Origin of the sequence: Candidatus Methylopumilus universalis, assembly GCF_006365315.1 — a bacterium.
In the GTDB taxonomy this organism is placed as follows: Bacteria; Pseudomonadota; Gammaproteobacteria; order Burkholderiales; family Methylophilaceae; genus Methylopumilus; species Methylopumilus universalis.
The window spans coordinates 289339-308020 of the sequence record NZ_CP040968.1; the positions used below are offsets into that span (position 1 = coordinate 289339).

At 36.8% G+C, this 18682-nt stretch carries 20 protein-coding genes; 9 read left to right on the plus strand and 11 right to left on the minus strand.

What is annotated here, in order from left to right; translation table 11 throughout:
* Window position 1: 1 nt before the first annotated feature.
* Window positions 2-1237, minus strand: coding sequence for a murein hydrolase activator EnvC family protein (locus FIT79_RS01640; RefSeq protein ID WP_139875408.1), 1236 nt, complete (start codon window positions 1235-1237; stop codon window positions 2-4).
* The gene (gpmI, locus tag FIT79_RS01645; RefSeq protein WP_139876077.1) at window positions 1230-2771 is read right to left on the minus strand and encodes a 2,3-bisphosphoglycerate-independent phosphoglycerate mutase; all 1542 of its coding nucleotides are present in this window, start codon (window positions 2769-2771) and stop codon (window positions 1230-1232) included. The genes FIT79_RS01640 and gpmI overlap by 8 nt, the downstream gene beginning before the upstream one ends.
* An 86-nt stretch (window positions 2772-2857) precedes the next feature.
* Between gpmI and grxC the strand changes: the two genes are divergently transcribed.
* From grxC to FIT79_RS01665, 4 genes are all read left to right on the plus strand, one after another.
* Window positions 2858-3118 (plus strand): glutaredoxin 3, encoded by a 261-nt coding sequence (grxC, locus tag FIT79_RS01650; RefSeq protein WP_139867094.1) that lies wholly within the window; start codon window positions 2858-2860, stop codon window positions 3116-3118.
* Between the two features lie 106 nt (window positions 3119-3224).
* Window positions 3225-3749, plus strand: a complete 525-nt coding sequence (gene secB, locus FIT79_RS01655; RefSeq protein ID WP_139867095.1) for a protein-export chaperone SecB — start codon at window positions 3225-3227, stop codon at window positions 3747-3749.
* Window positions 3733-4191: an SH3 domain-containing protein gene (locus FIT79_RS01660; RefSeq protein ID WP_189446843.1), complete on the plus strand. Its 459-nt coding sequence runs from the start codon at window positions 3733-3735 to the stop codon at window positions 4189-4191. Before secB ends, FIT79_RS01660 begins: the two co-directional genes overlap by 17 nt.
* Window positions 4192-4195: 4 nt before the next feature.
* Window positions 4196-5197: an NAD(P)H-dependent glycerol-3-phosphate dehydrogenase gene (locus FIT79_RS01665; RefSeq protein ID WP_139867099.1), complete on the plus strand. Its 1002-nt coding sequence runs from the start codon at window positions 4196-4198 to the stop codon at window positions 5195-5197.
* A gap of 2 nt (window positions 5198-5199) precedes the next feature.
* Here FIT79_RS01665 and trmL read toward each other — a convergent pair whose 3' ends face one another.
* Window positions 5200-5664 (minus strand): tRNA (uridine(34)/cytosine(34)/5-carboxymethylaminomethyluridine(34)-2'-O)-methyltransferase TrmL, encoded by a 465-nt coding sequence (gene trmL / locus FIT79_RS01670; protein ID WP_139875409.1) that lies wholly within the window; start codon window positions 5662-5664, stop codon window positions 5200-5202.
* A gap of 114 nt (window positions 5665-5778) precedes the next feature.
* Between trmL and bioB the strand changes: the two genes are divergently transcribed.
* The 5 genes from bioB to bioD are packed head-to-tail and all read left to right on the plus strand — an operon-like array spanning window position 5779 to window position 10296.
* Window positions 5779-6792: a biotin synthase BioB gene (bioB, locus tag FIT79_RS01675; protein WP_139875410.1), complete on the plus strand. Its 1014-nt coding sequence runs from the start codon at window positions 5779-5781 to the stop codon at window positions 6790-6792.
* A 7-nt stretch (window positions 6793-6799) separates the two neighbouring features.
* Window positions 6800-7987 carry an aminotransferase class I/II-fold pyridoxal phosphate-dependent enzyme gene (locus FIT79_RS01680; protein ID WP_139875411.1) on the plus strand — a complete coding sequence of 396 codons (1188 nt, stop codon included), beginning with the start codon at window positions 6800-6802 and terminating at the stop codon, window positions 7985-7987.
* Complete coding sequence (bioH, locus tag FIT79_RS01685; protein WP_139875412.1) at window positions 7977-8738, plus strand: pimeloyl-ACP methyl ester esterase BioH; 762 nt, start codon at window positions 7977-7979, stop codon at window positions 8736-8738. The genes FIT79_RS01680 and bioH overlap by 11 nt, the downstream gene beginning before the upstream one ends.
* Before the next feature lie 2 nt (window positions 8739-8740).
* Window positions 8741-9610: a malonyl-ACP O-methyltransferase BioC gene (gene bioC, locus FIT79_RS01690; protein WP_189644862.1), complete on the plus strand. Its 870-nt coding sequence runs from the start codon at window positions 8741-8743 to the stop codon at window positions 9608-9610.
* Window positions 9610-10296: a dethiobiotin synthase gene (bioD, locus tag FIT79_RS01695; protein WP_139875414.1), complete on the plus strand. Its 687-nt coding sequence runs from the start codon at window positions 9610-9612 to the stop codon at window positions 10294-10296. Before bioC ends, bioD begins: the two co-directional genes overlap by 1 nt.
* Here bioD and nadD read toward each other — a convergent pair.
* The 8 genes from nadD to pdxA form a co-directional block, all read right to left on the minus strand.
* A complete protein-coding gene (gene nadD / locus FIT79_RS01700) occupies window positions 10271-10930 on the minus strand; it encodes a nicotinate (nicotinamide) nucleotide adenylyltransferase (RefSeq protein ID WP_139875415.1) in 660 nt (219 codons plus the stop codon). The genes bioD and nadD overlap by 26 nt on opposite strands.
* Before the next feature lie 3 nt (window positions 10931-10933).
* Window positions 10934-12193: a glutamate-5-semialdehyde dehydrogenase gene (locus FIT79_RS01705; protein WP_139875416.1), complete on the minus strand. Its 1260-nt coding sequence runs from the start codon at window positions 12191-12193 to the stop codon at window positions 10934-10936.
* 39 nt (window positions 12194-12232) lie between these two features.
* A complete protein-coding gene (gene holA, locus FIT79_RS01710; RefSeq protein WP_139875417.1) occupies window positions 12233-13261 on the minus strand; it encodes a DNA polymerase III subunit delta in 1029 nt (342 codons plus the stop codon).
* 3 nt (window positions 13262-13264) lie between these two features.
* Window positions 13265-13750, minus strand: a complete 486-nt coding sequence (locus FIT79_RS01715) for an LPS-assembly lipoprotein LptE (protein ID WP_139867117.1) — start codon at window positions 13748-13750, stop codon at window positions 13265-13267.
* 3 nt (window positions 13751-13753) lie between these two features.
* Complete coding sequence (gene leuS / locus FIT79_RS01720) at window positions 13754-16207, minus strand: leucine--tRNA ligase (protein WP_139875418.1); 2454 nt, start codon at window positions 16205-16207, stop codon at window positions 13754-13756.
* Between the two features lie 7 nt (window positions 16208-16214).
* Window positions 16215-16865 carry an adenylate kinase gene (gene adk, locus FIT79_RS01725; protein ID WP_139875419.1) on the minus strand — a complete coding sequence of 217 codons (651 nt, stop codon included), beginning with the start codon at window positions 16863-16865 and terminating at the stop codon, window positions 16215-16217.
* Window positions 16866-16932: 67 nt separating this feature from the next.
* Window positions 16933-17697 (minus strand): 16S rRNA (adenine(1518)-N(6)/adenine(1519)-N(6))-dimethyltransferase RsmA, encoded by a 765-nt coding sequence (gene rsmA, locus FIT79_RS01730; protein ID WP_139875420.1) that lies wholly within the window; start codon window positions 17695-17697, stop codon window positions 16933-16935.
* Window positions 17694-18677 carry a 4-hydroxythreonine-4-phosphate dehydrogenase PdxA gene (pdxA, locus tag FIT79_RS01735; RefSeq protein ID WP_139875421.1) on the minus strand — a complete coding sequence of 328 codons (984 nt, stop codon included), beginning with the start codon at window positions 18675-18677 and terminating at the stop codon, window positions 17694-17696. Before pdxA ends, rsmA begins: the two co-directional genes overlap by 4 nt.
* Between the last annotated feature and the right edge of the window lie 5 nt (window positions 18678-18682).

Below are 18682 nucleotides of genomic sequence, written 5' to 3' on the forward strand. Positions count from 1 at the left end.
GTTATTTAATTGAAGTCCAGGCAAGAGGATCAAAGGGTTTGCTGAGTTTTCTTAATTCAAAATAAAGACCATTTGAGTCATTGCCCCCAGTATTGCCCACCAAAGCAATCACGTCTCCACCACGCACAATTTCACCTGTCTTTTTAATTGTGGATTGATTATTTCCATATAGACTCATATAGCCTTCGCCATGATCCACAATAATAAGATTTCCAAAGCCACGAAGCCAGTCTGCAAAGACGACGCGACCAGTCGCAATGGATTTAACTTCATTACCTTCATTCGATTTAATAAATAAACCTTTCCAAGATAAGCCAGTATCTTCTCGAGGTGAGCCGAATCGATTAATTACATCTCCCTTAACGGGTAAGCTTAATTTACCTCGTAATGTTTCAAATTTTTGACCTGAAAATGTTTCTGTAGGGATGCTCTCATTACGAACAATAGGTGTTTTTGAAGATATTTTTTCTTCTCGTTTTGAAGGAACAGGGGCTGAAGGTAATCTTGCTAAACGATCAACAAGGTCTGTTAATCTTTTTTCATCTCGTATTAATTTTTGAATTTCATTGCGTTGTTGATTAATTTTTGAAGACAAACTTGCAATAAGTCTAGCGCGATCTTTCTTTTGAGATTCGAGTTCAGTTTTCTTTACTTCTTCTTTTTGTTTTAAGCCTGCAATCTCTTTAAGCTTCTGTGCAGTTTCAGCACTATAAGCCTCGATTTTTTTTAAGTTGCCTTGCATTTGGTAAATACTTTTAGCGCGAGCTTTTGCCACATAAGAGTAATATTGAATATTTCTTGCGACAACACTAGGATTTTCAGATTGGATAATCATTTGTAAGTAGCCAGGATCACCATGAAGATACTGCTGGTAGATTTGTTCACCCAACATTTTTCTCTGGAGATCAACCTGAGATTCTACTGTATCGGATTGTGCTTTAAGCTCTTGAAGTTTGGTGTAATTTTTCTTTTGTTGAACTGATATTTCATAAAGTGAGCGATTGGTATCACTGATCTGTTTTTCGCTTTTTCTTAACTGATCGGTCGCATCTTCTTGAGCTTTTTGCGTGCCACTTAATTCTTTTTTCAACCGATCAATTTTTTCATGAACAGCGTTTAAATTTTCTTTAGCTGAATCAGCTTTTGTTGCAGCTAAGCCATGATGAGAAAAAGATAGAAGGAATATAAAGATGCATTGAATCAAAAAACTCAATGAGCTATTTTCGACTTTAATCATTCAATTGAATTAAGTTTTGTCCTGTCATTTCGGATGGCTGTTTTTCACCCATGAGATGAAGTAGGGTGGGAGCTATATCCGAAAGTCTTCCATTGGATTTAATCGTAGCTTTTCGACCAATATAAAGGAAAGGCACTATATTTGTAGTGTGTTGTGTGTGGACTTGTTTATTTTCATAATCTTCCATGAGCTCTGCATTGCCATGGTCTGCCGTAATAATGACTTCGCCGCCTATAGATTCCATAGCATTTACGACTTGACCAATACATGTATCGAGTGCTTCCATCGCTTTAATTGCAGCATTAAGGTTGCCTGTGTGGCCTACCATATCTGCGTTCGCAAAATTACATATGATAGCGTGATATTTTTTACTCCGAATAGCGCCCTCTAACTTTTCGGCGACTTCAAATGCGCTCATTTCAGGCTGTAAATCATAAGTAGCTACCTGTGGTGAGGGCACTAGAATGCGATCTTCACCTTCATAGACAGTTTCATTGCCACCATTAAAGAAAAAAGTAACATGCGGATATTTTTCTGTTTCAGCAATGCGCAATTGTTTTAAACCTAATTTTGAAATGTATTCACCAAATGAATTATTCACAGATGTCTGTTTAAAAATCACGGATGATTTTTTGTCATTCTGGTCGTATTGAGTCAAAGTGAAATAGTGGCTAATATTAATTTTCTTTTGACGCTCAAAGGCGTTGAAGTTGTCTTGCAAAAGCGCATCTGTAATTTGTCGTGCACGATCCGATCGATAATTCATGAAGACGACTGCATCTCCATCTTGAATCGTAATAGCTTTCCCATTTCCATCATGAATGGATGTAGGTTTAATAAATTCATCTGTTTCTTCTCTGTTGTATCCCTCATGAATTGCATCGGCTGCATGAGAGGCATGGATAGGAGATCCTATCGTTAATGTGTTGTAAGCTAATTCAATGCGAGGCCAACGTTTATCACGATCCATCGCATAGTAGCGACCTGATATAGAGGCGATTTTTCCAATACCGATATCTTTTAAATGAGATTCAAGTTGTTCGATAAAATGTAAAGCGCTTTTAGGGGGAGTATCTCGACCATCTAAAAAGGGGTGAATATAAACATTTTTCAATTCACATTGCTTTGCGACTTTGAGCATGGCGTAGAAATGATCTAAATGACTATGGACGCCTCCATCAGAAAAAAGGCCCAGAAGATGTAAGGCCTTGCCATTTTCTTTAAGTGATTTAAATGCATTAATAAGAGATGGATTTTTAAAAAAATCACCCGACGTAATACTTGTGTTAATTCTTTCAAGATCTTGCTGAACAATTCGGCCAGCGCCTATATTTAGATGGCCAACTTCTGAATTACCCATTTGTCCTTTAGGTAAGCCTACAAATTCTTCAGAAGCATTAATAAAGCTATGTGCGTATTTATTCCACAAACCATTCCAGTGGGGCATCTTTGCATTTTTAATTGCATTATGGTCTTCGTCATCTCGATGGCCAAAGCCATCCAAGATAATAAGTAGCACAGGTTTTTTTAACATAATAGAAGACATGTGTATGTGGCTTTAAAGATTAATGAATTATAATGCTTGTCATCAAATTTCACACTCCTTAACGTTAGTGCGCTATGAAATCAATCAAGATGTATACCAGTGCTTATTGCCCTTATTGCTCAAATGCTGAAAAGCTTTTGTCTAAGAAAGGGATTACGCAGATTGAAAAAATCCGCGTAGACGAAGATTCGGCTATTTTAAAAGAGATGATTGAAAAAACTGGACGTCGAACAGTGCCTCAAATTTATATTGGTGACTATCATGTGGGCGGGTTTGATGATTTAAGATCTCTAGACTTGCAAGGCAAGCTCGATCCACTTCTTGGTATTTCTTAGAAAGATTACTTCTTATTTTATTTAAATATTGGCGATAAAAAGATAGAATGCTGTATTCGTTTAATTAAATAACAGCGGTTTTAATGCCGCGTGACTGGAAAATAACATGGCAGAAAAAAAGAAAGCAGCTCCCAAATCAACCAAGGCAGAAAAAAACGTCAAAATTGACCCCCAGGCAAATGGAAGTGCGCAACCTGGTTTTGCTATCGAAAAACTTTTTCTTAAAGATGTTTCAGTTGAGGTACCTAATTCCCCAGAAATTTTTACACAACGTGAGGCGCCTCAAATCGCTATTGAGTTAGGTAATTCAGGCAAGCCTCTCGCTGATGGTTATTTTGAAGTTGCTTTAAAAATTACTGTGACGTCTAAAATTGCTGATAAAACAGCTTTTCTCATTGAGGTGACACAAGCAGGCATCTTTGCATTGCGTAATATTCCAGAAGAAAATCTTGAAATGATTATCGCGATTACTTGCCCTAATATTTTATTCCCATACGCACGCGAAGCTATTTCAGACTTAGTGATTAAGGCAGGTTTTGCACCTGTTCTTTTAAATCCAATTAATTTTGAAATGCTCTATATGCAACAAAAGCAGCAAGCAGCGGGTAATGCGGTTGACACAAAAAACTAAGTTTTTTTTCCGTTATTTTTTTGTGGGGATTCTCTGCGCTATATCGCAATCCGCGTATGCTGAATTTCGATCCGTCATATCACCTAAAACCATTCTCTTTGAAGCGCCATCAGCAACTACCAAAAGAGTCTATTTGGTGGGCGAAGGCTACCCTTTAGAAGTTATTGTGAATTTAGGTGACTGGCTAAAGGTAAGGGATCCTTATGGTGCTTTAAGCTGGGCTGAATCAAAAAATTTACAATCCAAAAGGACGGTGATTGTGAAGGTAGATAAAGCAAATATATACAAAGAGCCTGAATCTAAATCAGCGCTGATAGCTACCATCGAAAAAGATGTTGTCATTGAACTATCAGATCCTCTTATCACTAATGGCTGGATTAAAGTACGTTACCAACAAGATCTTGATGGATACATTCAAACCTCTCAAGTATGGGGAATTTAATTAATTGAAAATCGCAGTCTTAGGTGCAGGCGCATGGGGCACGGCTTTGGCGATGCAAATCAGTCAAAAGCATCAAGTCACCTTGTGGGCTAGGAATGCAGGTCATGTATCTGGCATGCGTAAAGCAAGATCAAACCCGCTTTATTTAGGCGACTTCCCATTTAACGATCAATTGATGCTTGAAGATAATTTAGAGGAAGCGATTCGCGATGCCGAGCTTATTCTGTCGGTCGTACCTACCTCAGGTTTTAGAGCTATTCTAAAAGAGATAAAATCCTTAAATCATAAAGCTCCTGTCATATGGGCCAATAAAGGCTTGGAAGCAGGGACCGCAAAATTACCTCATGAAGTTGCTATCGAAGAACTAGGCGACCCTAAAAAAACAGGACAGCATTGGGGGGCTTTATCAGGCCCGAGTTTTGCAGCTGAGCTTGTAAGATCTCTACCTACCGCATTAACTTTAGCCGCAACTGACGAAGCATTCACACAAAGCTTAGCTTCCATTATCCATGGGAATAACTTGCGCGTTTACACAAGTCAGGACGTGATTGGAGTGTCTGTCGGTGGCGCGCTTAAAAATGTGATCGCTATTGCTGCAGGTATTTCAGATGGCATGGGATTTGGAAATAACGCGAGAGCCGCTTTAATTACCCGAGGCTTGGCTGAAATTACGCGTTTCGGTATGAGTTTGGGCGGCCAAAAAGACACTTTCATGGGACTTACAGGCGCAGGCGATTTAATTTTGACCTGCACTGGAGACTATTCGAGAAATCGTGAGGTAGGCTTGAGGCTTGCTAAAGGTCAAACGATTAATGAAGTTCTAAAGGGGTTGGGCCATGTTGCAGAGGGTGTATACACTGCCAAAGAAGTTGTGAATCGCGCAAAAGCGCTTCATGTCTCTATGCCTATTATGCACGAAGTGAATCAAGTGTTAAGTTTTAGTAAATCACCTAAAGAAGCTGTGATCGATTTATTGGGTCGCGAGCAAAAATCAGAAACACACTAAGTCTAAGCCCCGCCTTTAAATCCATTTTGTCGCCAAGCTTCGTAGAGAAGAATTGCGGCTGCATTCGATAAATTTAAACTCCTACTATTTTCCGCCATAGGAATTCTTATTTTTTTATCGTGATCAAATTGACTACGAATCGACTCAGGTAAGCCTCGGGTTTCAGGCCCAAATAAAAAGATATCACCCTCTTGATATGAAACCTCATGGTAGGGCATTCCGCCTTTAGTCGTGACTGCAAACATGCGACTTTTACTGTAAAGCGATTCGAATGCTGAAAAATTTGGATATGTTTTGACTGGGGCGTACTCATGATAATCAAGTCCTGCCCGAAGAAGCTGCTTGTCATCCAAACTAAAACCCAAGGGCTCAATTAAATGAAGTTGAGTGCCCGTATTGGCGCAAAGCCTAATTATATTTCCAGTATTAGGCGGGATTTCAGGTTCAAAAAGGGCAATAGAAAACATAAAATATAACAACTGATTAATTTTTATACAATTGTAACAAATTATAGTAAAATATCTTAACAATTGGTTTTTAATGATATTTTTATAATTAAATCATATAGATAGGGAATTTTCATGATTGAATCTCAGCCTAATATAAGTCAGCAACCCATTCAATTTGAACGAAAGCCCCCTAAAAAACCAAAAAATTCCCCAAAAGATCGCTGGTCAATTATTGAAATTGAAGCCTTATATGCGCTACCTTTCAGTGACCTTATGTTTAAGGCCCAAACGATTCATCGTGAAAATTTTGATCCCAATAAAGTTCAGGTAAGCACGCTCTTATCTATTAAGACGGGAGGATGTTCTGAAGACTGTGGCTATTGCCCTCAATCTGCTCGCTATGACACCAATGTAGAGAATGAAGCCATGATGCCTATCGATGAGGTGCTTAAAGCTGCAAAGGCTGCAAAGGACGCGGGTGCCAGTCGCTTTTGTATGGGCGCTGCTTGGAGAAGTCCAAAGGATAAAGATTTAAAGCCCGTCTTGGAAATGATTCAAGAAGTTAAAAAAATGGGACTTGAAACTTGCGCAACCCTCGGCATGTTAAAGGATGGGCAAGCTAATATGCTAAAAGAAGCGGGGCTTGATTATTACAACCATAATTTAGATACGGCCCCTGAATTTTATGGCGACGTAATTTCAACACGCGTATATCAAGACAGACTTGACACATTAGATCGTGTTCGAGAAGCTGATCTTCATGTGTGTTGTGGTGGCATAGTTGGTATGGGCGAGAGCAGAACTCAGCGCGCAGGTCTGATTGCGCAGCTCGCCAATATGGAAAAGCAGCCTGAGAGTGTGCCGATTAATTTATTGACACAAGTAGAAGGTACGCCCTTGCATGGTACCGAACCACTCGACCTTTTTGAGTTTGTGAGAACGATTGCTGTTGCAAGAATTACGATGCCAAAAAGTTATGTAAGATTATCTGCAGGAAGACAGTCGATGCACGAAGGCATACAATCATTAGCTTTCTTAGCTGGAGCCAATTCAATTTTTTATGGCGAAAAGTTATTAACGACAGATAATCCGGATGCAAAAGTTGATCAAGCCTTATTTAATAAGTTAGGTATTCATCCTATATAAGCTTGTGATGCTAGATCAAATTCATCGTGAACTCCAATCCTTAAAAGACAATCATCTTTTTAGAACAAGAAAATTATTAAGTGGAAGATTGGGATCTAACCTTTCTTTTAATCATCAAAATTATTTAAGCTTTTCATCGAACGACTATTTAGGTCTTTCACAAAATGAATCTATTCAAGCTGCGCTGATCGAAGGTATTCATTTGTCAGGTAACGGCATGGGGGCTTCTCATCTTATCTCAGGCCATCATGAATTCCATGAGGCATTTGAAAGTGCATTTAGTGAAGCGCTTCATTTTGAAAGAGCGCTTTTATTCTCATCAGGCTATATGGCCAATATGGGGATCATCTCAGCATTAGTTGGAAAAGACGATACTATTTTTTCTGATAAATTAAATCACGCATCATTAAATGATGCGTCTATTCTTTCTCGCGCTATTCATAAAAGATATCGGCATCATGATTTTCAACATCTAGAAGAGTTACTGCAAGCATCAAAATCAAAAGCAAAGCTTATTGTTACGGATGCTGTTTTCAGCATGGATGGCGATTTAGCTAATATTCCAGACTTATTGCAATTATGTGAAATATACGATGCTTATCTTTATATAGATGACGCACATGGTTTTGGTGTATTGGGAAAAAATGGCAAAGGTATACTGCAATACTTTTATGACCAAGAAAAAATTAAAGAACCTTATTCGCCCAGGATTATTTATATGGCAACGTTAGGGAAGGCTGCTGGTATTCATGGCGCTGTCGTAGCATCTTCAAAGAATCTTATCGAATATTTCATTCAAAAATCTAAACAATATATTTATACAACTGCTATCCCAGCTTTTATGGCGCATGGATTGAAAGAATCCTTAAATCAAATTTTGAAGGCAGATCACATAAGAGCTGACTTAAATAATCTTATTGCGCATTTTAAAGCTGAGGTTAAATTACAAAAAATGAATTTAGGTGACTCACTAACGCCTATTCAGCCACTTATTGTTGGAAGTGAAATAAATGCATTAAGATTAAATCAATGGTTAATGGAAAAGGGAATATATGTCCCTGCTATTAGACCGCCTACGGTTCCTCATGGCACTTCTCGTTTACGCATTTCATTTTCAGTATTACATCAAGATAAGGATGTGATGACATTAATAGAAAATATATTAGATTTTGAAAGTCAATCTGATGCACATTAAAAAAATTGGACAAGGCAAAGATCTTGTTCTTATTCATGGATGGGGTATGCATAGTGGTATATGGGAACCTATCATTAAGAAATTTTCAAACCAATACACACTTCATCTTGTCGACATCCCCGGTATGGGTAAAAGTGATAGCATCGACCCTTATGATCTCGATCACCTAGCTGAAGCGATCAGTCAAAAATTACCATCATCTTTTGATATTTTAGGATGGTCTTTAGGTAGCCTCATAGCATTAAAAATGAGTTTGTTACATCCACAAAAAATTCATCGTATGGTTTTGGTGGGGGGGACGCCTTGTTTTATTAACCAGACAGATTGGAGTTGTGGCGTTGATGTTAGAGATTTTAATGATTTTGCTGATAAGCTTTTTAAAGATTATAAATCAACTATGATAAATTTTTACACTCTACAACTCATACATTCAAAAGACAGCAAATTCCTTATTAAAAAACTTAAAGAGATAAATGAAAAATCAGATCCACCCAAAATCAAGTCTTTGCAGCTTGGCCTTGATATCTTGTTAAATAATGATTTGCGAGATGACATTGATAAAATTAGCCATAAAACACTTTTAATAGTGGGCGACATGGATCGCTTGACACCAAAATCAGCTTCTATATGGCTTGAAGGTCATTTAAAGAAGGCGCGATTAAAAGTAATCCGAGGCGCATCACATATTCCTTTTTTATCTCACTCACATGAGTTTTTTGATCATCTCGATCAATTTTTATTAGCAGCTTAATCATGACTCAGCATTATATTGATAAAAAAAGAGCTCAAGCCTCATTTAATAAAGCTTCTGCTTTATATGAAGATTCTGCTGTTCTTCAAAAGCAAGTATTAGAAGAAATGTTTCTAAGGCTAAAATTACTTAAAATTAATCCCAACAGCATTCTTGACTTAGGCTGTGGACCCGGTAATGCTGGACCTGAATTAAAAGCTGCATATAAACCTCATGATCTTATTTATTTAGATTTTGCCTATGACATGCTAACAAAAGCAGAAGAGAAAAACAGAGGTCATTTCTTAAAGGTATTATCAAGTAAAACGACACAGCGATTTATTTGCGCGGACATGGAAGCTATCCCATTAGCAGAAAATAGTGTCGATATGGTTTGGTCAAATTTATCTCTTCAATGGTGCAACGACCTTGATCAGGTATTTACTCAAATAGCAAAAACATTAACGCATAATGGACTTTTTATATTTAGTACATTTGGACCAAGCACACTTCATGAATTAAGAACCTCACTCGCATCATTTTCTCAGTACTCACATGTAAATCAATTTATAGATATGCACGATATTGGTGATGCGCTAATACGATGTGGCTTTTCAGATCCGGTTTTGGATGTAGATGTTTACACACTTACCTACAGTACATTTAAAGAAATAATGTATGACTTGAAGCAGATCGGTGCTCGCAATGCTCTTCAGGGAAGAGCAAAGGGCATGACAGGTAAAGGCTTCTTGTATCAATTAGAGAAATTATATGAAGTTTATAGAGCTGATGAAAAATTGCCTGCAAGTTACGAAGTTGTATATGGGCATGCATGGAAAGTGAATAAGCTGCTTGATGAATCTTCAATTGTCAAGTTTTACCCAAAACAATAATGCATTCATTTTTTATAACTGGGACTGATACAAATATAGGAAAGACTGCTGTTACGTGCAGCTTAATTGTTAAGTGTATTGAGGAAGGATTTCGAGCAGGCGGTATGAAGCCTGTTGCTGCAGGGTGTCATTTGGAAAATGGTTATATGATCTCTGATGATGTTAAAAAGATTATTGAAGTGAGTAATGTAGATCTAAATATCAAAGAAATTAATCCTTACTCATTCGAACGGCCGATCGCACCTCATATAAGTTTTAAGTCAAATGAAATTGATATTCATTTAGTTGAAAAATATTTACGATCTTTTGAAAAAAAAATAGATTATTTATTTATTGAGGGGGTGGGAGGATATGCAGTGCCTTTAACCGAAACCTTTACCACAGCTGATTTAGTCGAGAGTTTAGAGATACCAGTTATTCTGGTGGTGGGTATGAAATTAGGGTGTATCAATCACACTTTATTAACAGTTGAATCAATTTTGAATAAAAAGCAAAAACTCTGTGGCTGGGTCGCCAATCGTGTAGATGAAAACATGGAAGCTTACGAAGAAAATTTTTCTTTCTTAAAAGAAAAAATTAAGGCGCCTTGTTTGGGTGAAGTCCCTTATTTCAAAGATTTTGACCCTTACAAAGCATCAAAATTTATCGATATAAATAAGCTTAATGATAAAGCTTATGAAGATTGATGTAGTGAGCAACACCTGCAGGCAAAAGATTTATAAGATTTTTATTTGAATAAATAGTGTCTCGAATTTGAGATGACGAGATATCAATATACTCAAATGTTTTCGTCATAATTAGCCCGTGACTAGATGTGCGAAGATCCTCAACATTTTGAGTGAGTCTTTCAGCCCATTCTTTTTTTAGAGCTGATGTTAATTGTTCTTCAAAAATAGGGGATTCGCGCCTTTCTACTACTAATATGTGGCAATAATTAAAAAGCTCATTCCATAAATGCCATGATTCAAGCTTTAGGAAAGCATCACTTCCCATTAAAAAACAAAACGCTTGCTCCTCTTTTTTTTCTAGCGCAAGACTTTGCAATGTTTCAATAGTATAAGAGGGCTTTAGGTCGCTCTGATTTTTTTTAATTTCACGATCATCAATGAAAAAATTAGTGTGCGGATTGAGAGCGAGTTTGAGCATTTCTATGCGATGCTTATTGTCTATGACGATATTTTTATGCGGAGCTAAACCGGATGGAATAAAAAGAACTTTCGACAATGACGCTAAGTCTTGCCAGGCTTTAGCTAATTCTATATGGCCACAGTGTATTGGATCGAATGCACCACCTAATACACCAATAAGTTTCAAAGACATTCCTTATTTACGTATATGCCCATTACCTAATACGATATATTTTAGCGAAGTAAGTCCCTCAAGCCCTACAGGACCTCTTGCATGTAATTTATTTGTTGAAATGCCTATTTCAGCACCTAGGCCATATTCAAAGCCATCAGCAAAACGAGTTGAAGCATTCACCATAACGCTACTTGAATCCACTTCTTTTAAGAATCGCATAGCGTGTCCATAGTTTTCAGTAACGATAGCATCTGTATGATGAGAAGAATATTGATTGATATGATTAATTGCATCCTCAATGTCATCGATAATCTTGCATGAAATAATTGCATCAAGGTATTCGGTATAAAAATCATCTTCACTTGCTGCTTTAATACCCTTTACAAGCTTCAAAGTTTCTTTGCAGCCACGAACCTCAACTTTATGTTGATGCAGCATTCTCACAATTTTAGGTAAAAAATCTCGCGCAATGTCTTTAGATATTAAAAGTGATTCGGTCGTATTGCATGTTCCCAATCTTTGAGTCTTAGAGTTCTCAATAATTTTAAGTGCTTTATCTAAATCTGCATTTTTATCTACAAAGACGTGGCAATTTCCATCTAAGTGTTTAATGACAGGCACAGTTGCCTCATCGCTAATCATCTTAGTTAAGCTTTTGCCGCCCCTTGGAATGATCACATCAATGTAGTTATCAAGTTTAATCATAGCTTCAACTATCGATCTATCGGTTGAATCAATCACCTGAACAGCCTGAACTGAAAGACCGGCTTTTTTAAGTGCCTCATGAATAATATTGCTTAAAGCAATATTGGAGTGAATAGCTTCGCTACCACCTCTTAATATAATGGCATTTCCAGATTTGATAGATAAACTCGCTGCATCAATGGTGACGTTAGGACGAGATTCATAAATCATACCTATAACACCCAGAGCTACACGCATTTGACCGACTTGAATACCTGATGGCCGTGTATTCAAATGCATAATTTCACCAATAGGGTCCTTAAGATCAACAATACCTTGTATGCCTTTAATCATCGAATCAATAGTTTTAGTTGAAATGATAAGGCGGTCGATAGAAGCGCGATCTAATTTATTTTTTTTAGCTACCTGGACATCCTTCTCATTGGCTTTCAGAATAGTTTTTGCTTTTGTATTCAAAAGCTGAATGAGATGAGTCAATGCATCATTCTTTTGTTGTGTTGATGCTTTAGCCATCAAGCGCGAAGCTTTTTTTCCTTCTAGGCCAATTTTTTTAAGATATTGATTTATATTTGTCATGTGTGAATTATACGCGTTAAGAAATTAACTTGTATAGGATTAAATTTTTCGACTTCGAGATGCTATTTTTGCAAGTCCTAGACAAAGCCTATCTGTCTCTAACCAAGCATCCCCATGGGAAACACCTTTTGATATTTTATCGATTTCGGATAGCTTTTGAATAGCCGCTCTTAAATGCTTAGCCGAAAAAAAAGAAAGTGCTTTCTTAACATATATAAGTTTGTCTCCAAATATTCTTGATTTTGTAAGATGACTTTCTAAAGATTGACCTCTAAAATCAAGCTCTTTTATTTCAAGCATGGGTTTTAATACCCAAGAAAGTGAGCTTGTAATGCTAATTGGGTTTTGACCTTCTTCTTTTAAAAAATTAAGTGTCGATAACGTTTTCATCTGATCACCAATTAATACATATTCAGTGAGTTCAAAAGCGTCATAACGAGATACATTGGAGATAGATTGAGAAACTTTCTCGTACGAAATAGGTTGGTTTGGAAAAAGCAATGCTAATTTATTTAATTCTTGATCTGCAGCATGCATATTCCCATGAACAAACTGACTAATAAGCTGAATACTTTCATCCTCAAGGATTATAGCTAATAATAAAGCTCTTTTTTTTAACCAGGAAGGAATTTCAGCCGGCTTGATTTCGTCAAGCCTAATTGTGTAAGCAATTTTTTCAAGATTTTTAAACCATTTCTGCTGCTTGGTTTCTTTCTCTGTTTGAGGTAATTGAACAATAAGAAGGTCGTCTTGAGAAAAATTTTGCAGAATTTCATAAAAAAATTCGCCACCTTCTTCATTTATTTTTCCTGAGGGAATAACGATTTCAATAATGCGCTTTTGAGAAAATAAACCTTGAGATGAAAGAGACGAGGCACATTGATCCCATTTGAAATAGCGGTCAATAGTGAAACTCAATTTTTCTAAGTAAGAATGTTCTTTGGCAAATTGACGTAGGATGTCGAAAGCTTCTTTTCTTGAAAGAGCCTCATCTCCTATAAGAAGAAATTTTGATCGCTGATTTTTTTGAAGCTCTTTATTAAGAGCTTCTGAATCAAATGCTACCATTAATTATTTTTTAATAAGCTGAATTTGATTAAATAGATTTGTAATGGCTTCATTACGCATAGCTTCATTTAGCTGTCTTTCTTCCTCTTCTTTACCAATAAGATTTGAATCGCTATAAGTAAAATCCTTGCGCGATTCTATTATGTTCTCTTGGCTCCAGATTTCACTATCGATGGTCTTAACTCGATAACGAACCCTGTAAAAAATTTCAAATTCTCGAACAAGACCCTGGCCGCTTAAAGAAAGAATTCTTTTTTCGCTTTCTTCACTCAGGAGCTCAACTCTTAATTCTGGATTTTCTGTCGACGATACAATAGCTACTTTATTGCTGTTCAAGACTTTTTTAAGGTTTTTTGTGAAACTTAATTCTTTACCTTCTAGACTGATTGTTTTAAATGATATTTCTGTCATACCCCTCATGTGAAATCCACAACTTGAAATAATTAGAAGCATTAATAAAGCTATAAGTTTTTTCTGTATGAAATTCATAATTTATCCTGTGACGATATTAATGAGTTTTTTAGGTACAAATATCATTTTTTTAACTTTACTTTCTTGATCAATAAATCGCTTAACATCTTCATTTTGCAGAGCCATGCGTTCAATATCTTTTTGTTCAAGATCAGCCGATACTAGCATATTTCCTCTAAGTTTTCCGTTCACTTGAATCACCATTGCATATTCGTTTTTAATTAATGCGTTAGGGTCAGCTTTAGGCCATGTCTCATGGTCGATCGTGGTATCAAAAAGATGACCCCATAAGGTATGACATATATGAGGCACAAAAGGATTAAGCAATAAAATAACATTTTGTATTACTTCTTGTTTTACTGAAAGCGTAACAGCATCCTCACCTTCAATCTTTGCAAAGGTATTCATAAGTTCCATCACAGAAGATATGGCTGTATTAAAGCTATGTCTTCTTTGAATATCGTCGGTAATTTTTTGTATAGTTTGATGTAGCTCAAACCTTAAATTTTTTGTTTGAGCCGTGAGCTCACCCTCTTTATAAGATGCAATCTTACCTCTAGCATGATGATCATAAACAGTTTTCCAAAGTCTCTTAAGAAAGCGATTGGCGCCCTCAACCCCACTATCAGACCACTCCAAACTTTGCTCAGGCGGGGCTGCAAACATAATAAAAAGTCTTGCAGTATCAGCGCCGAATTGATCAATGAGAGATTGAGGGTCTACAGTATTTCCTTTTGACTTTGACATTTTGGTGCCATTTTTTAATACCATACCTTGTGTTAAAAGATTTTTAAATGGTTCAGAATGTTTAATGAGACCAAGATCTCTTAAAAGTTTATTAAAAAAGCGCGCATATAATAAATGCAAGATAGCATGCTCAATTCCCCCGATGTATTGATCAACAGGCATCCAGTAATTACTTCTCTCATCAACCATGGCATCTTGATTGTTATAACTTGGATAGCGAGCAAAATACCAAGATGATTCTACAAAAGTATCCATCGTATCTGTTTCCCTTTCAGCTGGCTTGCCGCAGGAAGGACAGGTTGTCTTATAAAAAGATTCATCTTGTTTGATAGGCGAGCCAACACCATGCATAACGATAGATTCGGGAAGCACTACGGGCAAATCTTTTTCTGGCACAGGTACTTCGCCACATGAATAACATTTAATAATAGGTATTGGGCATCCCCAGTAACGCTGTCTTGAAATCCCCCAATCACGCAATCTAAATTGCGTTGTTTTTTTACCTTTATGGAGAGAGCTTAATTTATTAACAATGGCATCAAATGCCTCTTGAAATTCTAAGCCATTAAATTCACCCGAATTAATTAACCGCCCATAATCAGTAAAAGCAGCTTCAGCAAGGTTGGTTCTTTTTGCGTCAATTGGCTCAATAACTTGTTCAATATTGAGATTGTATTTTTTTGCAAAATGAAAATCTCTTTCATCATGAGCAGGAACTGCCATCACCGCTCCTGAACCATAATTCATAAGTACATAATTGGCGATCCAAATTGGCACTTCTTTTTGTGTGATTGGGTGAATCGCTCGAAATCCAGAGTCGATACCTATTTTCTCTGCAGTTGCAAGATCAGCCTCAGCAACGCTGCCTCTTGTGCATTCGTTAATGAATGCTTCAATTGTAGGATTATTTTTTTTAATCGATGAAGCAAGTGGATGTTCTGCGGCAATAGCTAAGTAAGTTACGCCCATAAGCGTGTCTGGTCTGGTGGTATAGATTTTAACGGGATCAGTATGATCTTTAATGGTAAATTCAATTTCACAACCATGACTTTTACCAATCCAATTTCTTTGCATGGTTTTGACTTGTTCTGGCCAGCCTTCAAGCTCATCTAAATCTCTTAGAAGCTCATCCGCATAATCAGTAATTTTCATAAAATACTGAGGGATTTCTTTTTTCTCAATAACAGCGCCAGATCGCCATCCTTTTCCGTCAATTACTTGTTCATTAGCAAGGACAGTTTGATCGACGGGATCCCAATTAACCGTAGAAATTTTTTTGTATATTAATTTCTTCTTAAAGAGTTCAGTAAATAACCATTGCTCCCATTTGTAATACTCTGGCCGACATGTTGCAATTTCTCTTTTCCAATCGATTGCAAGGCCCAGCTGTTTCAACTGATGTTTCATGTAATCAATATTGCTATAGGTCCAAGCAGCAGGAGCAGATTTATTTTGTAATGCTGCATTTTCTGCAGGCAAACCAAAAGCATCCCATCCCATAGGTTGCAATACATTAAAACCAAGCATGCGATGAAAGCGGCTTAATACATCACCGATCGTGTAATTTCTAACATGTCCCATATGAAGTTTTCCGCTCGGATACGGAAACATAGAAAGACAATAATATTTTGGTTTTTTAGAGTCCTCTGAAACAGAGAATGTATGTTCTTTATCCCAATAGGACTGAACTTCTTCTTCAATGCCTTTGAAAGGGTAGTTGAGTTGCATATGCTAATTAATTAATTTGATCAAAAATTGTTTTTTGAATGTCTTTTACATCACCGAGACCGTTAATCTTGATATAGCGAAGCTCTTGATTTTCAGTCATTGCCCATTTTGAATAATAATTAACAAGTGGTTTCGTTTGGGTATGATAAACATCAAGACGTTTTAGAATGGTTTCTTTTTTATCATCATCTCTCTGAATAAGAGGCTCACCTGTGATGTCATCCTGATCTTGAATTTTAGGTGGATTATTATGAATATGATAAATACGACCTGAAGCAATATGCGTCCTTCTTCCGCTTAATCTCTCTACAATGACGTTATCTGGCACATCAATTTCAATGACTATATCTATCATAATCGAAGCCTGTTTCATTGCTTCGGCTTGCGGAATAGTTCTAGGGAAACCATCTAACAAGAAGCCTTGTTTGCAATCGCTATCTTGAATACGCTCTTTAACTAATTCAATAATTAGTTGATCCGGAACAAGTGCGCCACTATCCATAAATTGCTTGGCTTCAAGCCCTAATTTTGTATTTGCTTTAATAGCAGCACGAAGCATGTCGCCAGTTGATATTTGGGGGATGTTAAATTTGTCTTTAAGTATCTGGGCTTGTGTGCCCTTACCAGCGCCTGGCGCTCCTAGTAGAATAATTCTCATGTATCTCTCCTTAAGTCTTAATTATATCAGCCGATCTTCATTTCACATGGCTATTAGCCCGTATTAATTAATCTAGATAATTTGAAATATTCACGAAATCTGATACTGATAAATTTTCGGCTCTTAACTGATGATTGATACCTATTTTTTCAAAATCATTTTCGTTAATAAAAGATTTAAGTGTATTGCGAATAGTCTTTCTTCTTTGAGAGAAAGCTTCCTTAACAATCTTTCCAAACTGATTGATATTATTTGCTATAAAAGGATATTGCTCATAAGGAATAAGCCTCACGAAAGATGATTCGACTTTAGGCTCGGGTTCGAATGCCTCTTTAGGCACATGAACCAAATGTTCCATTGAAAAAAAATATTGAAGCATCACTGATAGCCTCCCATATTCTGAAGACGAGGGGATGGCGATCATGCGATCCACAACTTCTTTTTGTAACATAAAATGTAGATCTTTTACAATTTGAATATTTTCAATGCATTTAAATAGAATGGGTGTTGAAATGTTGTAAGGTAAATTACCTACAATTCTGATTTTTTGATCAAATTGATGAAAGTTAAAATTTAGAACATCCTCATTGAATATGGTAATGCTTTTTTTTTGGTATTCATTTTCCATCCAACTTACAATATCTCGATCAAGTTCAATCGCTAACAAATGAGCACATTTTTCGAGCAGAGGTTTTGTAAGCGCTCCAAGGCCAGGACCTATTTCAATAATAGTGTCATCTGGAAGAGGGTTGATTGATTGAATAATTGAATGAATAATCGAAGCATCTTTGAGAAAATTTTGCCCAAATTTTTTCTTAGGAATATGTCTCATGCGTGAGATTTTTGAGCTAAATCGATTGCTAAATCAATCGCACTATAAAAGCTATTTGGGTCTATATTTCCTTCTCCAGCTAGATCGATAGCGGTTCCATGGTCAACTGAGGTTCTAATGATTGGAAGGCCAAGGGTAACGTTCACACCTAAGCCAAAATTAGCATGTTTAAAAACTGCGAGACCTTGATCATGGTACATCGCCAAAAAGCAGTCAGCTTTTTGGATATATTTTTCTGTGAAAAGTGTATCTGCTGGAAGCGGCCCTTCAATTAACATGCCTTCGCATTTTAATTTGCTGATAACAGGCGCAAGAATATTAATTTCTTCTAAACCTAAAACGCCATTTTCACCTGCATGCGGATTAAGGCCTGCGACAAAAATTGCAGGCTTATTTATTTTAAAACGATGAATAAGGTCACGATGAATTGTTCTTAGTGTTTGTTCAAGTTTTTCTGATGTAATTAAGTGGCTTACTTGTGATAAAGGCACATGTGTTGTCACAAGTGCGACTTTCATAGTTTTGGAAGCGAGCATCATAACTTCATTTTTGGCTTGAGTGTAATCCGCAATGTACTCAGTATGGCCTGTAAAAGGCTGACTTTCATTGATAATGCTTTTATGGATAGGAGCTGTTACAAGCGCATCAAAAGATTTATTTAAGCAGCCATCTAATGCAAAGTTTAGGACATCAAGAACATATTGATTATTCTTAGGATTAAGTAATCCTGTCTGAATGTTTTCGCAAGCAGGAATATGATGAATAGAAAGTGAGTGATCACCCTTATGTTCTATAGGAACATTTTCATAAAATGTAATCGATTTATTGAGACGAGCAGCTCTGTCAGATAAAGCATTTTTATCGCCAACCACTGTAATAAATGCTGGAAATTTTTTTGTGCTAAGCAGAACGCAAAGATCAAGACCAATACCCGCAGGTTCGCCTGAGCTTATGACGATATGTGGCTTAAAAGCAGTCAAGATAA

Bases quoted from the DNA above. Each gene is read 5' to 3' on its own strand.
- FIT79_RS01640 (WP_139875408.1), bottom strand. From the start codon at position 1,237: ATGATTAAAGTCGAAAATAGCTCATTGAGTTTTTTGATTCAATGCATC.
- gpmI (WP_139876077.1), bottom strand. From the start codon at position 2,771: ATGTTAAAAAAACCTGTGCTACTTATTATCTTGGATGGCTTTGGCCAT.
- grxC (WP_139867094.1), top strand. From the start codon at position 2,858: ATGAAATCAATCAAGATGTATACCAGTGCTTATTGCCCTTATTGCTCA.
- secB (WP_139867095.1), top strand. From the start codon at position 3,225: ATGGCAGAAAAAAAGAAAGCAGCTCCCAAATCAACCAAGGCAGAAAAA.
- trmL (WP_139875409.1), bottom strand. From the start codon at position 5,664: ATGTTTTCTATTGCCCTTTTTGAACCTGAAATCCCGCCTAATACTGGA.
- bioB (WP_139875410.1), top strand. From the start codon at position 5,779: ATGATTGAATCTCAGCCTAATATAAGTCAGCAACCCATTCAATTTGAA.
- FIT79_RS01680 (WP_139875411.1), top strand. From the start codon at position 6,800: ATGCTAGATCAAATTCATCGTGAACTCCAATCCTTAAAAGACAATCAT.
- bioH (WP_139875412.1), top strand. From the start codon at position 7,977: ATGCACATTAAAAAAATTGGACAAGGCAAAGATCTTGTTCTTATTCAT.
- bioC (WP_189644862.1), top strand. From the start codon at position 8,741: ATGACTCAGCATTATATTGATAAAAAAAGAGCTCAAGCCTCATTTAAT.
- bioD (WP_139875414.1), top strand. From the start codon at position 9,610: ATGCATTCATTTTTTATAACTGGGACTGATACAAATATAGGAAAGACT.
- nadD (WP_139875415.1), bottom strand. From the start codon at position 10,930: ATGTCTTTGAAACTTATTGGTGTATTAGGTGGTGCATTCGATCCAATA.
- FIT79_RS01705 (WP_139875416.1), bottom strand. From the start codon at position 12,193: ATGACAAATATAAATCAATATCTTAAAAAAATTGGCCTAGAAGGAAAA.
- holA (WP_139875417.1), bottom strand. From the start codon at position 13,261: ATGGTAGCATTTGATTCAGAAGCTCTTAATAAAGAGCTTCAAAAAAAT.
- FIT79_RS01715 (WP_139867117.1), bottom strand. From the start codon at position 13,750: ATGAATTTCATACAGAAAAAACTTATAGCTTTATTAATGCTTCTAATT.
- leuS (WP_139875418.1), bottom strand. From the start codon at position 16,207: ATGCAACTCAACTACCCTTTCAAAGGCATTGAAGAAGAAGTTCAGTCC.
- adk (WP_139875419.1), bottom strand. From the start codon at position 16,865: ATGAGAATTATTCTACTAGGAGCGCCAGGCGCTGGTAAGGGCACACAA.
- rsmA (WP_139875420.1), bottom strand. From the start codon at position 17,697: ATGAGACATATTCCTAAGAAAAAATTTGGGCAAAATTTTCTCAAAGAT.